Raw genomic sequence first — 15,013 nt, forward strand, 5'->3', positions numbered from 1 at the left:
GCAAGGCGGGCGTTACTCTGGTCAGACGACGATTACCACCAGACCTCAGCCTGCACGCCCAGCATAAACTCATCCTTGCTGTTGTCGTTAAAGCGGTATTGCGACAGCTCATTATCGAGAATGTTAATATAGGTGCCGTAGAAGCGAATTTCCGGACGCGATCCCAACAGGCTTGGCCCCACTTTTAGCGCATGGTAGAGCGTTGTTTTATACGCCGACTCTTTCAAGTCCTTGCCCTGCTGAGTTTTGTTTTTCTGCGCAAACCAGCCCAGCTCCACCCCGCTCTGGTTCCAGGTATCCCAAATCCAGGCCGGACGGATGACCGCCCGGAGGCTGTCAAAGTCGCTGTGCGCGCCGCTTTCGTAGCTATAGATATCGTTACCGTGCGACCAGACCAGCGCATTCGCCATAATAATTCGATCGGCGAGGTACGTTTCCCCCTGCGAAATCAGGCGTAAGGCTACCCCGTTGCTGTGGTCGCCATAATAGTAGCGGCCATGCGCCATCGAGTTGCTGGCGCCGGAGAAGTTCGAGAAACTGCTGGCGTAAGAGTTATTTGCTACCTGCAGCGTAAACTCATTGAATCCTTTACGCTCCAGCTCCTGGCGTACAATACCGGTCACCATCCAGGTGTCTTTCAGCTTGAAGTAGCCGCTGTTATCCTCATTTTCCTTCTGCTCGTCACTCTTATTGGCAAAGGCATATTTCCCCATTAACGACAGCGAGCCCTTCTGCCACAGCGGGATGTTGCGATAGCGCAGATCGACAGAGTTAGTATTCATTTGCGTGGTCCGGGAGAAGTCGCGCGAATAGACATCCACGTCATTGCGGCTGAGCGAGGCGTCCAGCTGGCCAACGCCCAGCGTCCAGTTCTGGATCCCGAGACCCGCAGCAACATCGGTAGTCAGCGATTTCCAGTCAAGCATCTGAATTTCATATTCGGGCAATTTATGCTTCCCTACCCAGAAATCAGCCTCCGGCGCAAACGGCAGGAAACCTTTCGTCGTCAGGAAGATATCGCTGAACTGGAGAATATTTTCGTTATTGGTATCGCCAAACCATGCGTCGTTATACTGCTCGCCCACGTTGCCATCGAAGGTCACCACGGCGTTAGCCGTTTTGCCGTCCTGGCTATAGACCCGCTGATTAAGGGTCAGGTCAAACCAGCCGCTCATCTCATTACCAAAGCGGCCCAGAGAGCCGGCGGCATAGGTTTGGGACGAGCCGTGGTTAGACGTTCCCCACCCCGAGCGCAGATATCCCTGATAGCTGAAGCCAATATCGTCCTTAACGAATTTGCTGAGATCCTTCATGGTAATACTCTCCACTCTGGTCTTCTTGCCGTCGGTATTGATAACCGCCACCTGCTGCGTCGCCTTCACCTGCGCCGGTGCCGATTTTTCACCGACTTCGTTATTTTCATTGACGATATTTTCAGCCACCGGCGAGGCCGCCGTTGGGTAGACGGCCGTGACCTTGCGCTGTTCATTCTCCTTAATACTTTTCTGCAGCACGGCCACTTTATCTTTATACGTCGAGAGCTGCGATTGCGTTTTCTGTAATTCTTTTTTATTCGCCGACAGCTCTGATTCCAGCAATTCAAGACGCTGTTCAAGCGTTAATTTAGCCGCCACCGTATTGTTTGACGAAATAGCCAGAAGAACGGATAAAGACAATAAGCTAACCTTCAATTTACTTGAATACATAGGGTACCTTTTATATTTTTATAATTTGCCTTCAGCCATGAGGCCGAAGGCAGGTAAAGCCAGAGGGGTGCGCGCTACTGTGCCGCAGCGGCGGTATTCACTTTATTTGACGCAATGACAAACGGTAAATAAATCAACGTTGATACAGCCAGGCACAGGATCCCAACAAACAGCGCCAGCCAGTTTCCGCCGGTGCCAAAGAAGGCGATCAGCGGGCCCGGCGTGGTCCACGGAACCGCGTAGGCGATTGGCGGAATAAACTCCATGCTGATAAAGAAGTAGCCAATGAGCGAATTAATAAAAGGCACGAAGATAAACGGAATAACCAAAATCGGGTTCAGCACAATCGGTAAGCCAAACATGACCGGCTCGTTAATATTAAACAGCCCGGGAACAAAAGCCATCTTCGCCAGATCGCGATAATCCTTACGTCGGGAGGCAATAAAAATCGCGATCAGCAGGCCCAGCGTCATACCGGAACCGCCACAGTTAGCGAACGCATCATTGATGCCGGTCCAGGTAATCGGATACGGCGCTCCCCACGTACTGCCGTGTGAGGCGGCCCAGGAGAGGTTTTCCAGGTTCGCTTCCGAGAAGATAGCTTCACGAATTGCCGCTACCGTATTCGGACCGTGGATCCCCAGCACCCACAGGAAGTTCGCCACCAGTCCGAGCACCAGAACGGTGACGATATTGGTGCCCATGTCCTTTAGCGGCGCCTGGATCAGGGTATAGATCAGATCGTTAAGACCGTTTGGCGAAATGCGGGTTAGCAGGTAGTTGATAATCGAAAAAGAGATCATCACGAAGAAGATAGGCAGCAGCACCTTGAATGAACGCGCCACCGCCGGCGGCACCGCGGCTGGCATACTAATCGTCACTTTCGGGTTGCGCGCCAGGCGACAAAATACTTCGCTGGAGATAATGGCGACGATAATCGCCACAAACAGCCCCTGCGGCCCGAGATATTTTGTCGTCAGATAGGCCTGCCCGTCGATGATAACGTACGGCGTATAGACCACAAAAAAGGCGCCGATCGCCGTCAGCCCGCACAGCAGATCGTCCTGCTGGTAGCTTATTGCGATATTACGCGCGACAAGAAAGGTAATCAGTATCGCCATAATGTTGACCGACCCGTTCATTACCGGGGTGAAAATTTGCTGTGCGTCGGCCAAATTCGGAAAGAGCGTTCCCAGATGCAAAATACTGGCGATAAAGCCATCGGGTGAAAGTATCGCGAAATTAATAAGAATAATTAGCGAGCTGGCCATAACGATCGGGAAAGATAAAATAAACGCATCCCGAATTGCTGAGACGTGGATCTGAGAGTTTAATTTGATGGCCACCGGCACCAAAATTTTCTCCATACCGCGTTCAAAGCTATCCATAAAACTCATGATAAACCCTTTTCTAATAATTAACGTTCAATAGCGAATCATTGATGAAGGCATTCACATCCGGCGGGCTGGATATCAATACCAGACCTGCGGGGCGGAGCAATTTTAGCGTAATTACTTGTGTGCCAGTAGCTGTAGCACATTATCTAAAACGGCCTGGCCATCCATTTGCCCGTAGCTTTTCATATCGATGACTGCTACCGGTATTCTTCCTTGCGCGATTTCTTCTATTTCATTTTTCTGAAAGCGCACCTGAGGCCCTAACAGCACAACGTCAACCTCATTTTTTTTGATTTTTTCCTTGGCTTCAGAAATAGCCAGTGCATTGATATTAGCGGCAATACCAACCGCATCGGCGCGATCCTGCATTCGTTTTACCAGCATACTGGTGGACATCCCGGCGGCGCACACTAACAATATATTTTTCATACCCTTTGCCTTTTCCTGTTCAAGAAGCTCAATTGACGAGCACTGTAATAATTGTTAATTTTCTTATCCGCAGTTTTGATCACAGTTAGCAATGCAAAAGTTGTTCAAAAGCAAAGAAATAAATGAACGTGTTGACGTAACTTCATCGTACAGTGATGACAACATGATGTTTATAAAGGGATTTAAGAGGTGCGAAAGTGGTCTATAAAAATGTAGTTAATTTACTAAAGAATAAAATTAATAGTCCAGCCTATAGCGTCGGAGATCTTCTGCCATCAGAAAAGGAATTGGCAGAACTTTATAATGTTTCACGCAATACGCTGCGCAAGGCGCTAAAAACGCTGGAGGAGGACGGCTTAATTGAGCGCCGTCACGGATCCGGGACGTGGATCCGAAATAAACATTTTCAGGCTTCGGTCACCCATTTAGACAGTTTTACTGAAATCGCCCGTAATGAAGGCAAAACCCCTTCCAGCCAAATTCTCAAATTTGAATTACAGTCGGCATCAGAGGAAATAGCTAAAGGCCTGCAGCTGCAGCACGGAGAACCTGTCTATTATGCTAAAAGACTGCGCTTTATCGACAATATTGCCATGCAATTAGAAGAGACCTGGCTTTCGGCAACGCGCTTTCCGGACCTGACGATTGCCCATATGAAAAAATCGAAGTTTGCCTATATTGAAAATGACTGCGGGGTGAGAATAGACGGATGCTACGAATCGATTGTCCCCATTCTCCCCTCCCCCGAGCTGGCTAAACTGTTACATATCAGCGCCAAAGATCCCATCATCCGCATGCAGACCCAGGCGATAGACGAACAGCACCAGCCTATCGACTACTCGATCCTCTATACCAACATGTTTGAGTTTCAGGTGAAGTACTATCTTCCGCGCAAGGCGGCCGGCCCTCACTCTCCGAGGACCGAGCCATAAGGCTATTTTCGTAGTGATACCAGGGTGACGACGATACCCAGCGCGGCGCAGACCGCCGCCGCCAGGAAGACGGAGGAGTAACCCAGAGACGTCGCCAGCAGTCCGGCAAGCGGACCGCTGATACCGTATGAGATATCCTGAAACGCCGCATAGCCGCCGAGCGCGGTGCCCCGTACCTGTGGCGGAACGCGCTTCACCACCTCCACGCCCAGCGACGGGAAGATAAGCGAGCAGCCGCAGCCGGTCAGCGCGGCGCCGGCTAAGGCGGTCCAGGCATCCGGCGCCAGCCACAGCAGCGTCAGACCCGCGGCCTCAATCAGCAGCGAGACCATCGCCACCTTCACCCCGCCGAAGCGATCGGGCATCCAGCCAAAGAGGATGCGCATCAGCACGAAGGCGCCGCCAAAAGCGGTCAACGTAAAGCCAGCCATCGCCCAGCCGTTGCTGGCGAAGTAGAGCGAGACGAAGGTGCCAATCACCGCAAATCCGACGCCCTGCAGGCCAAGGCCGATCCCTGGACGCCAGATCATACCGACAACGCTCCACAGCGACGGACGTTCGCCGCCGTGCGCCGGAACTCTGCGGACCGTGCCGTTAATCGCGAGCGCCAGCAGCGGCAGCGCCATGGTGACGCAGGCCAGCACGGCAACGCCGTACTGCGTGTAGATCAGCAGCCCTAGCGGGGCGCCGGCCGCCAGCGATCCGTATATGGCCATTCCGTTCCATGACATGACTTTCCCCGAGCGCGTCGGCCCCACGAGGCCCAGCCCCCAGCTCAGGTTACCGGTTAGCAGCTGGCTTTCGCCAAAGCCAAGGATCAGGCGGCCAAGCACCAGCAGCGCAAATTTTGCCACAATCGATACCGGCAGCAGCGCCGCCAGCAGCCATGCGGCGCCGGCCAGCGCGCAGGCGAGCATCCCTTGCAGCACCGAACGTTTCGCCCCGTACTGGTCGGCCAGGCGACCGGCGTAGCCCCGCGTCAGCACCGTCGCCAGAAACTGTATTCCAACGGCGATGCCAACCATCGTGTTGCCAAAACCGAGCTCGTGGTGCACAAAAAGGGGGATCACCGGCAGCGGAAGGCCAACGGTCATGTAGGTCAGAAAGACGGAGAACGTAATGCGAAATAGCGAAATATTCGCCGAAGAGGGATTCGTTGTTTTTGTCGCTGCGGACATGCTTTACTCCAGTTCGCAGAGTAAGACGAGGTGAGTGTGCCTCCCTGCGCCAGGCTTTATCAATAATGCAAAAAAGGGAGCCTGCTGGCTCCCTTTTCAATTATTCACTGACTATGCGTCGTGTTTACGCATCACCAGGGTGGCGTTGGTGCCACCAAAACCGAAGCTGTTGGACATCACGGTGGTCAGCGCACGTTCAGTCGGCTTAGTCACGATGTTCAGGCCAGCGGCCTGCTCGTCCATCTCGTCGATGTTGATGCTTGGGGCGATAAAGCCGTGTTCCAGCATCAGCAGAGAGTAGATAGCTTCCTGTACGCCAGCCGCGCCCAGCGAGTGGCCGGTCATCGCTTTCGTTGCGGAGATTGCCGGGCTGTTATCGCCGAAGACTTCACGGATTGCGCCCAGCTCTTTCACGTCGCCAACCGGCGTTGAGGTACCGTGGGAGTTCAGGTAATCAATCGGGGTGTCAACGCCCTGCATCGCCATGTGCATGCAGCGGACTGCGCCTTCGCCAGACGGGGCAACCATGTCAGCGCCATCGGAAGTTGCGCCGTAGCCGACGATTTCCGCATAGATGTGTGCGCCGCGTGCCAGAGCGTGCTCCAGCTCTTCAACCACAACCATACCGCCGCCGCCAGCGATAACGAAACCGTCGCGGTTCGCATCATAGGTACGGGACGCTTTGTCCGGAGTTTCGTTGTATTTGGTGGACAGCGCGCCCATTGCGTCGAATTCGCAGGCCATTTCCCAGCACAGCTCTTCGCCGCCGCCGGCAAAAACGATATCCTGTTTACCCAGCTGAATCTGCTCTACGGCATTGCCGATACAGTGTGCGGAAGTCGCACAGGCGGAGCTGATAGAGTAGTTAACGCCGTGGATTTTGAACGGCGTGGCCAGGCAGGCAGAAACGGCAGAGGCCATCGCTTTGGTCACCACGTACGGGCCAACGGCCTTCAGGCCGCGCGGGCTACGCATCGCATCTGCGCCAAACACCTGGTATTTTGAAGAGCCGCCGGAACCGGCGATCAGACCGACGCGCGGGTTATTTTGATAAACTTCTTCTTTCAATCCAGCATCTTCTACAGCCTGCTGCATTGAGAGATAGGCGTAGATGGAGGCATCGTTCATAAAGCGAACCACTTTACGGTCGATCAGACCGGTGGTATCCAGCTTAACGTTGCCCCATACGTGGCTGCGCATACCTGAATCTTGAAATTCCTGAGAGAAAGTGATCCCTGAACGTCCTTCACGCAGAGATGCCAGGACTTCCTGCTGGTTGTTACCGATGCTGGAAACGATGCCCAAGCCAGTAATAACTGCACGTTTCATTCAATACCTCTGTAAGTCGCACTATTTTAAGTTTCGAGTCGCACAATAGCGTACACTTGTACGCCGAACAAGTCCGATCAGCCATTTTGTGTATAAATTTGCGCCTCCCGGCACACATCGTTAAGATCGTTCTACGCCTTGAGATTCGAGTAACTTACGTGAAACAAAACGCCATACAACCTGCCAACCTGGAATTCAACGCTGAGGGTACACCTGTTTCCCGAGATTTCGGCGACGTGTACTTTTCCAATGACAACGGTCTGGAAGAGACCCGCTACGTTTTTCTCGGCGGCAACCGCCTCGGTGAACGCTTTCCCGTTCATTCCCAGCCGCTGTTTGTGGTGGCGGAGAGCGGATTCGGCACCGGCCTCAACTTCCTTACGCTGTGGCAGGCGTTCGACGTTTTTCACCGTGACTACCCCGAAGCTACCCTGCAAAGATTACATTTCATCAGTTTCGAAAAATTTCCGCTCACCGCCGCCGATCTGGCCCTCTCCCACCGGCACTGGCCGGAGCTGGCGCCGTGGGCGGAGCAGCTGCAGGCCCAGTGGCCGCTTCCCGTTGCCGGCTGCCACCGGCTGCTGCTTGACGACGGACGCGTGATCCTCGATTTATGGTTCGGCGATATCAACGAGCTGACCCTTGAGCTTGATGACTCCCTCAACCAGCAGGTCGATGCCTGGTTTCTCGACGGGTTTGCGCCGGCAAAAAACCCGGATATGTGGACGCCAGAGCTCTTCGCGGCCATGGCCCGGCTGGCAAAACCGGGCGGAACCCTGGCGACCTTCACCTCCGCAGGCTTCGTGCGTCGCGGCCTGCAGGAAGCCGGCTTCACCATGCATAAGCATAAAGGCTTCGGCCGCAAGCGAGAGATGCTGATCGGCGAGATGAGCCGCGAGCTGAACCTGCCCGCGCACGCGCCGTGGTTTGCCCGCACCGCCAGCGAAAAACGCGAGGTGGCGATTATCGGCGGTGGAATTGCCAGCGCCCTGCTGTCACTCGCGCTGCTGCGCCGCGGCTGGCAGGTGACGCTCTATTGCGCCGACGATGCCCCTGCCAAAGGCGCATCCGGCAACCGTCAGGGAGCGCTGTATCCTTTGCTCAGCCAGCACGACCCGGCCCTGACCCGCTTCTTCCCCGCCGCATTTACCTTCGCGCGCAGGATTTACGACGCGCTGCCGGTCACCTTCGACCACCAGTGGTGCGGCGTGACGCAGCTCGCCTGGGATGAGAAAAGCGGGCAAAAAATCGCCCAGATGCTTGAGCTCAATCTGCCGGCGGAAATTGCCGCCGCCGTCAGCGCCGAGGCGGTGGCACAGACGACCGGCGTCGAGACCGGCTGCGGCGGGATCGCCTATCCCGCAGGAGGCTGGCTCTGCCCGCAGCAGCTGACGGCCGAACTCCTCGCGCTGGCGGCGACCCGAGGGCTACAGACGCGCTATGGCTTTAAGGTGGAGACACTCACCGCCGAGGGCGACGGCTGGCAGCTGAACCAGCGCCAGCAGCATGCCGTGGTGGTACTGGCGAACGGCCATCAGCTGACAACCTTCAGCCAAACCGCGCTGCTGCCGGCCTATCCGGTGGGCGGCCAGGTTAGCCATATCCCGACGACGCCGGGACTTTCTCAGCTGCGCCAGGTGCTGTGCTATGACGGCTACCTGACGCCGCAAAACCCGCGTAACCAGCAGCACTGTATCGGAGCCAGCTATCATCGCGGACAGACGGAAACGGCGTTCAGCGCCGAGGACCAGCGGCAGAACCGTCAGCGCCTGGTAGACTGCTTCCCCGATGCGCAGTGGGCCCAGGAGGTCGATACCAGCGCCAACGAGGCTCGCTGCGGCGTGCGCTGCGCCACCCGCGACCACTTACCGATGGTCGGCAACGTGCCTGACTATGATGCTACGCTTGCCCGGTACGCTCAGCTTGCCGGGCAGAAGGAGGATGCGCCCTCTGCGCCGGTGCACAGCAATCTCTATCTTCTTGGGGCATTGGGATCGCGCGGGTTGTGCTCCGCGCCGTTAACGGCGGAAATTCTGGCGGCACAGATGAGCGGTGAACCGCTGCCAATGGATCGCGAAACGCTGGCGGCGCTCAATCCCAATCGGCTATGGGTGAGGAAACTGCTGAAGGGAAAAGCGGTGAAATAATCCGTTGAGGTAGCCCGGACGGCACTCTCCGGGCTATTCCCCGACCTCGCAACGCGCGGCCAGGGCTATCGAGCAGGCTGTTTAGCGTTTTGCCTGCTGATACAATTTATTCCACATATCCTGAACGAGGATCTGGTCCGGCGGCGAAAGCTCTCCCGCACCGATCGCTTTTTCCAGGCTATGAGTCACCCGGTCACTGATCGCCTGCGGCGAGTGATCGTCTCCGCCTTCCAGCTCGGCTACCGCCAGCGTCAGGTGGCCACGCAGATAGCCGCCGGCAAACAGTTCATCATCGCTGGCGTGGTCTACCATTTCGTCGATTAGCGCCAGAATGCGTGATTCAAACTCCGCGAGCATTGTCTTTCCTCTTCTAGTGTAAAGCGTGGCCTTAGTGCAGGTCTTCCGGCCACGGAAATTGTTCTGCCGTCAGTGGCGGCGTTTGATAATATTTTTGTAATGCCTGAATAAATCGTGCCGGACGTTCCGGGATCCCCTGCTCCAGATAGCTCATGACCTGGGCATGGACCCGCCGCTGGAAGGCAATGCGATCGGGCTCGACGTCCCCTTCCAGGTTGTCGCAGCTGACGTTAAACGGGAAGCCCGCCGCCACGCAAAACAGCCAGTCAAACGCCTGGGGCTTCACTTCGACATCTTCAAACTGACACTGAGTCATCGCATCCCGGCCGTCCGGGCAGTACCAGTAGCCGAAATCAACCTGCTCACGACGCGCTTTCCCGGCAATACACCAGTGCGAAATTTCGTGCAGGCCGCTGGCATAAAAGCCGTGGGCAAAGACGATACGGTTAAAAGGTACGTCGTCATCAGCCGGAAGATAGATCGGTTCGTCATCGCCTTTAATCAGACGGGTATTAAAATCGTCGGCGAAGCAGCCGTCAAAAATAGCGATCAGCTGCTCATAATGGTGTTGCTGTTGCATTAATTCATTCCCAACCACTGCAGGATTTCCACCCCGTGGCTGTCATAAAGAAGTTTCGCACTCATCACTGCGGACACGACCACGATCATCGGTCGAATCAGCGATTGCCCTTTGCTCAATACCAGCCGTGAGCCCGCGCGGGCGCCGATAAACTGCCCCGCCATCATCACGAATCCGGTGGCCCAAATCACTTTGCCGCCAATAATAAACAGCAGCAGCCCGCCAAGGTTGGAGGTCGCGTTGAGCACCTTCGCGTGAGCGGTTGATTTTGCAAGGTTGAACCCCGCCAGGGTCACAAAGGCCAGGGCGTAGAACGAGCCGGCGCCCGGGCCGAAGAAGCCGTCATAGAACCCCACGCAGCCGCCGGCAATAAGCGCGAACGGCAGGCCGTACAAACGACGCTGGCGATCCTCCTCGCCTAGTTTCGGCATCAGCAGGAAATAGAGGCCAATCCCGATAATCAGGATCGGCAAAATCTGCCTGAGGATATCGGACTGCACGTGCTGAACCAGCAGCGCACCGCCGGTAGAGCCGATAAAGGTCATCGCAATATTAAGCTTCTGATCGGCGAGGTTCACCACCTTGCGGCGAATAAAGTAGAGCGACGCCGAGAGCGAGCCGCCGCAGGCCTGCAGCTTGTTGGTCGCCAGCGCCTGCGCCGGAGGAAGCCCCGCAGCCATCAGCGCCGGGACGGTCAACAGCCCGCCGCCGCCGGCCAGAGAATCGATAAATCCGGCGAGAATAGCAACGAAGAAAAGCACTACCAGCACCGTGGGCGAAACCATAAACAGGTCGATAAAACTATCCATTAAAGAACGTGCTCATCCAGTAGCGCCTGGCAGGAAGGCGGCAGCGGAGGCGGCGTCTTCTTCACAGGAGGGGTTGATCCGGGTTTCGGGGGTTCGAACCAGCTTTGCAGCTCAGCGCCGCAGCCATCGCCGGCAGGCGGCGGCGCCTGCTCTTCGCACTCCAGGCTTCCGGCAGGGCAGCGCAGACGAACGTGCATATGCGCACGGTGCTGGAACCACGGGCGAACCTTATGCAGCCAGTCGCGATCGCTTCCGGCATCAAGGCAGAGCTGCTGTTTGATGGCCGGGTTAACGAAGATGCGCGTGACCTCGCTATCTTCCGCCGCCAGCTTGATCAGCTGGCTAATTTGCGGGCTCCAGCGCGCCGGGACAACGCGCTTGCCGTCGCCGGAGACCAAATCCAGCGCCTGTGGCTTCAGCAGCTGCGCCGGGCTCCAGCGCGTCTGCGGCAGCTGGAGGAAAATATCCACGTCAAGGCCGCTCTGATGGCTGGCGTGGCCGCCGTTAAAACGCCCGCCGGCGGGCATGCCCATATCGCCAATCAGCATCGTGCCCATTCCCCGGCTATGCACCTGATTGCTCAGGCGCTGGATAAACCGGACAAGATCGGGGTGACCGAAATAGCGGCGCTGGTCGGTACGCATCACCTGGTAGTTTACCGAGTTCAGCGGCAGCGCCTGGGCTCCCACAATACAGCCGTTAGCAAAAGCGCCGATAGACTGCGCGCTGCCGCCTATCGGCTGAGTGATTTTTTGCCACGGCGTTGCCGCAGAGCAGGCAGAGCTGGCCACGAGCGCCAGCAGAGCGATAATGGTTTTTTTCATCGATTACCAGCGTGGAATTGATGTCGTCACGTCGCCGTTTTGCGCGCGTTGACGCATAAAGTGATCCATTAACACAATCGCCAGCATCGCTTCCGCGATCGGCACCGCGCGGATCCCCACGCACGGATCGTGCCGCCCTTTGGTGATCATCTCGACTTCTTCGCCAAAGCGGTTAATGGTATGCCCCGGCACGGTGATGCTGGAGGTCGGCTTCAGCGCAATATGCGCGACAATCTGCTGACCGCTGCTGATCCCACCGAGCACGCCGCCCGCATGGTTGCTCTGGAAACCGGCTTTGGTTATCTCATCGCGGTTTTCGCTGCCGCGCAGCTTAACCACCTCAAAGCCATCGCCAATCTCAACGCCTTTCACCGCATTGATGCTCATCAGCGCGTGGGCAATGTCGGCATCCAGGCGGTCGAATACCGGCTCACCGAGTCCCGGAGGCACGCCATCGGCTACGACGGTGATTTTTGCGCCAATCGAGTCGCCCTCTTTTTTCAGGCCACGCATCAGCTCATCAAGCGCGTCGATTTTATCCGGATCGGGACAGAAGAACGGGTTCTGTTCAACCTGCTCCCAGTCTTTAATGGCCAGCGGGATATCGCCCATCTGGGTCAGGCAGCCGCGGATGACGATGCCAAACTTCTCCGCGAGGAACTTCTTGGCGATCGCCCCTGCCGCAACGCGCATCGCGGTCTCGCGCGCCGACGAGCGTCCGCCGCCGCGATAATCGCGCAGGCCGTACTTCTGCTCGTAGGTGTAATCCGCGTGGCCGGGACGAAAAACGTCTTTAATCGCACCGTAATCCTGCGAACGCTGGTCGGTATTCTCAATCAGCAGACCAATACTGGTGCCGGTGGTGACGCCTTCGAATACGCCGGACAGGATCTTAACCTGGTCCGGTTCGCGGCGCTGGGTGGTATAGCGCGAGGTGCCGGGACGGCGACGATCCAGATCGTGCTGCAGATCGGCTTCGGTCAGCGGGATGCCTGGCGGTACGCCGTCGACGATGCAGCCCAGCGCCAGGCCGTGCGACTCGCCGAAGGTGGTTACGCGAAAGAGTTGTCCAATTGTATTTCCTGCCATCACGGCTCCGTCATGTTTGCGTGTTGTTTTTGCTTTTTAGTCTTTATAAATACCGAAATGCACTCGGGCGGCGATCAGCTGCGGTTTGGTCAGCATAAACACGCCGTCTCCGCCGTTATCGAACTCAAGCCAGGTGAACGGGACATCCGGGTACTGTTCAATCAGATGTACCATGCTGTTACCGACTTCACAAATCAGAATACCGTCATCGTTGAGGTAATCCGGGGCGCAGGCGAGAATGCGGCGGGTTAACTTCAGACCGTCGCTGCCTGAGGCCAGCCCAAGCACCGGCTCATGGCGATATTCACCCGGCAGATCGGACATATCTTCTTCGTCGACGTACGGCGGGTTGGTGACGATCAGGTCATACTGCACCTTCGGCAGGTCGCGGAACAGATCGGAGCGAATCGGCGTAACCTGATGGATCAGCCCGTGCTCTTCCACGTTTTGTTCGGCGACGGCCAGCGCGTCAGGGGAGATATCCACCGCGTCGACTTCCGCTTGCGGGAAGGCATAGGCGCAGGCGATGGCGATACAGCCGCTGCCGGTGCACATATCGAGGATGTGCTGCGGCTGATGGTCGATCAGTCCGGCAAACTGGTTTTCGATAAGCTCGCCAATCGGCGAGCGCGGCACCAGCACGCGTTCATCGACGTAAAACTCATGGCCGCAGAACCAGGCTTTGTTGGTCAGATAGGCGACCGGAATGCGCTCGTTGACGCGGCGAATCACGCGCTCAACGATGCGGTGCTTTTCACTGGAGGTCAGGCGCGCAATGCGCATGTCTTCCGGGATGTCCAGCGGCAGGTACAGCGAAGGCAGCACCAGCTGCACCGCTTCGTCCCACGGGTTGTCGGTGCCGTGACCGTACCAGATATTCGCCGCGCTGAAGCGGCTTACCGCCCAGCGCAGCATGTCCTGAATGGTCTGCAGCTCATTGACTGCTTCATCAACAAAAATTTTATCCACGCCATCCTCCAGGACACGCTCTACTGTAAATTCGGCGGCTAGTTTGCCACGAAGACGGCGATAAATCAGCATTCTTACGTCAGGCAGAGGGGGAAAAGTACGTTTTGCTTGCCTGGATCTACTCCGGGTCGGGTAAACTAGCGCAAAGAAAAGATGAGAGTGGGCAATGAAAAAGAAAACATCGCTTAGCGTGGAGGATCAGACGCTGTTCCGTCAGCTCATGACCGGTACGCGTAAGATTAAGCAGGACACTATCGTTCACCGCCCGCTGCGCAAGAAAATAACCGAAGTGCCGCCGAAGCGGCTGCTTCAGGAGCAGGCCGACAACAGCCACTACTTTTCGGATGAGTTTCAGCCGCTGCTGAATACCGAGGGATCGGTAAAATACGTCCGTGCGGACGTGAGCCACTTTGAGTTGAAAAAGCTGCGCCGCGGAGACTATTCGCCCGAGCTGTTTCTTGACCTGCACGGTTTAACCCAGCAGCAGGCAAAGCAGGAGCTGGGCGCGCTGATTGCCGCATGCCGCCGGGAACACGTATTCTGCGCCTGCGTGATGCACGGCCACGGAAAGCATATTCTGAAGCAGCAAACGCCATTATGGCTGGCACAGCATCCGCATATTATGGCCTTCCATCAGGCGCCAAAAGAGTACGGCGGAGACGCCGCACTGCTGGTGCTGATTGAGATTGAAGAGTGGCAACCGCCGGAGCTTCCGTAATACGTCGGCTCCGGGGGGAGATTAGATAGCTTTCGCCATCTTCAGGTTGCAGGGGCTCATCTGCCAGTTGAATTCGCCCTTGCCGTTGGCATCGAGCGTCACGCAGGCAATGGCCGAGGTCGTGAACATCGGGGGAGTCTCTCCCGGGCAGAGCTCTGAGACGAGGTACCCCACTAACGGCAGGTGAGAAACGACCAGCGCCGTTGCCACCCCTTCATTCGCCAGCGCCTGAAGATAGGCGTTGACCAGGCCAACGTCGCCGCACGGCGTCAGCTCCGGCATGACGTCGACGTTCTTCGGCAGGTTCATGCACTCTCTTACGATATCCAGCGTCTGTTCTGCACGCAGATAAGGACTCACAAGAACCCGCTCAATATCCACTTTCTGACCTTTCAGCCAGGTTGCCATCTGACGAGACTCATCACAACCGCATGCGGTTAATGGACGAACCGAGTCACTGGCTGCATCGAGGGCAGCGTCGCCGTGACGCATGATAAAAACTTGCATATTGCACCGCTTTTGTTAACCAGAAGCACCGTAGTCTTGCCC

The 15,013-nt window shown here is 56.5% G+C and carries 15 protein-coding genes; 3 read left to right on the plus strand and 12 right to left on the minus strand.

Features of this window, described 5'->3' with window-relative positions:
- Positions 1-32 precede the first annotated feature (32 nt).
- The 3 genes from M2416_RS24755 to M2416_RS24765 form a co-directional block, all read right to left on the minus strand.
- Positions 33-1,706, minus strand: coding sequence for a carbohydrate porin (locus tag M2416_RS24755; RefSeq protein WP_259227399.1), 1,674 nt, complete (start codon positions 1,704-1,706; stop codon positions 33-35).
- 74 nt (positions 1,707-1,780) lie between these two features.
- Positions 1,781-3,103 (minus strand): PTS sugar transporter subunit IIC, encoded by a 1,323-nt coding sequence (locus M2416_RS24760; protein ID WP_076945812.1) that lies wholly within the window; start codon positions 3,101-3,103, stop codon positions 1,781-1,783.
- A 114-nt stretch (positions 3,104-3,217) separates the two neighbouring features.
- Positions 3,218-3,532, minus strand: coding sequence for a PTS sugar transporter subunit IIB (locus M2416_RS24765; protein ID WP_259227400.1), 315 nt, complete (start codon positions 3,530-3,532; stop codon positions 3,218-3,220).
- 197 nt (positions 3,533-3,729) lie between these two features.
- Here M2416_RS24765 and M2416_RS24770 point away from each other — a divergent pair, with 197 nt between their 5' ends.
- The gene (locus tag M2416_RS24770; RefSeq protein WP_259227401.1) at positions 3,730-4,464 is read left to right on the plus strand and encodes a GntR family transcriptional regulator; all 735 of its coding nucleotides are present in this window, start codon (positions 3,730-3,732) and stop codon (positions 4,462-4,464) included.
- A gap of 2 nt (positions 4,465-4,466) precedes the next feature.
- On the opposite strand, the gene M2416_RS24775 is transcribed toward M2416_RS24770, so the two are convergent.
- Both M2416_RS24775 and fabB read right to left on the minus strand, forming a co-directional pair.
- Positions 4,467-5,642, minus strand: coding sequence for an MFS transporter (locus M2416_RS24775; RefSeq protein ID WP_076945815.1), 1,176 nt, complete (start codon positions 5,640-5,642; stop codon positions 4,467-4,469).
- Positions 5,643-5,753: 111 nt separating this feature from the next.
- Complete coding sequence (fabB, locus tag M2416_RS24780; RefSeq protein ID WP_041146604.1) at positions 5,754-6,971, minus strand: beta-ketoacyl-ACP synthase I; 1,218 nt, start codon at positions 6,969-6,971, stop codon at positions 5,754-5,756.
- Between the two features lie 158 nt (positions 6,972-7,129).
- Here fabB and mnmC point away from each other — a divergent pair, with 158 nt between their 5' ends.
- Complete coding sequence (mnmC, locus tag M2416_RS24785) at positions 7,130-9,118, plus strand: bifunctional tRNA (5-methylaminomethyl-2-thiouridine)(34)-methyltransferase MnmC2/FAD-dependent 5-carboxymethylaminomethyl-2-thiouridine(34) oxidoreductase MnmC1 (protein ID WP_259227402.1); 1,989 nt, start codon at positions 7,130-7,132, stop codon at positions 9,116-9,118.
- Between the two features lie 81 nt (positions 9,119-9,199).
- Here mnmC and M2416_RS24790 read toward each other — a convergent pair whose 3' ends face one another.
- From M2416_RS24790 to prmB, 6 genes are read right to left on the minus strand one after another with little or no spacing between them, the layout of a single operon-like run.
- Positions 9,200-9,475, minus strand: a complete 276-nt coding sequence (locus M2416_RS24790) for a YfcL family protein (RefSeq protein ID WP_041146606.1) — start codon at positions 9,473-9,475, stop codon at positions 9,200-9,202.
- A 31-nt stretch (positions 9,476-9,506) separates the two neighbouring features.
- Positions 9,507-10,055 carry an elongation factor P hydroxylase gene (locus tag M2416_RS24795; protein WP_259227403.1) on the minus strand — a complete coding sequence of 183 codons (549 nt, stop codon included), beginning with the start codon at positions 10,053-10,055 and terminating at the stop codon, positions 9,507-9,509.
- Positions 10,055-10,864, minus strand: coding sequence for a sulfite exporter TauE/SafE family protein (locus tag M2416_RS24800; RefSeq protein WP_259227404.1), 810 nt, complete (start codon positions 10,862-10,864; stop codon positions 10,055-10,057). The genes M2416_RS24795 and M2416_RS24800 overlap by 1 nt, the downstream gene beginning before the upstream one ends.
- Positions 10,864-11,688, minus strand: coding sequence for a penicillin-insensitive murein endopeptidase (gene mepA / locus M2416_RS24805; RefSeq protein ID WP_259227405.1), 825 nt, complete (start codon positions 11,686-11,688; stop codon positions 10,864-10,866). Before mepA ends, M2416_RS24800 begins: the two co-directional genes overlap by 1 nt.
- 3 nt (positions 11,689-11,691) lie before the next feature.
- A complete protein-coding gene (gene aroC, locus M2416_RS24810; RefSeq protein WP_041146610.1) occupies positions 11,692-12,777 on the minus strand; it encodes a chorismate synthase in 1,086 nt (361 codons plus the stop codon).
- Positions 12,778-12,813: 36 nt separating this feature from the next.
- On the minus strand, positions 12,814-13,746 hold the full coding sequence (prmB, locus tag M2416_RS24815; protein WP_041146611.1) for a 50S ribosomal protein L3 N(5)-glutamine methyltransferase: 933 nt from the start codon (positions 13,744-13,746) through the stop codon (positions 12,814-12,816).
- Between the two features lie 166 nt (positions 13,747-13,912).
- Between prmB and smrB the strand changes: the two genes are divergently transcribed.
- On the plus strand, positions 13,913-14,464 hold the full coding sequence (gene smrB, locus M2416_RS24820; RefSeq protein WP_076945821.1) for an endonuclease SmrB: 552 nt from the start codon (positions 13,913-13,915) through the stop codon (positions 14,462-14,464).
- A 21-nt stretch (positions 14,465-14,485) separates the two neighbouring features.
- Here smrB and sixA read toward each other — a convergent pair whose 3' ends face one another.
- Positions 14,486-14,971, minus strand: a complete 486-nt coding sequence (sixA, locus tag M2416_RS24825) for a phosphohistidine phosphatase SixA (protein WP_045856130.1) — start codon at positions 14,969-14,971, stop codon at positions 14,486-14,488.
- Positions 14,972-15,013 lie beyond the last annotated feature (42 nt).

It is taken from the genome of Klebsiella sp. BIGb0132 (assembly GCF_024810075.1).
Taxonomy (GTDB): Bacteria; Pseudomonadota; Gammaproteobacteria; order Enterobacterales; family Enterobacteriaceae; genus Klebsiella; species Klebsiella terrigena.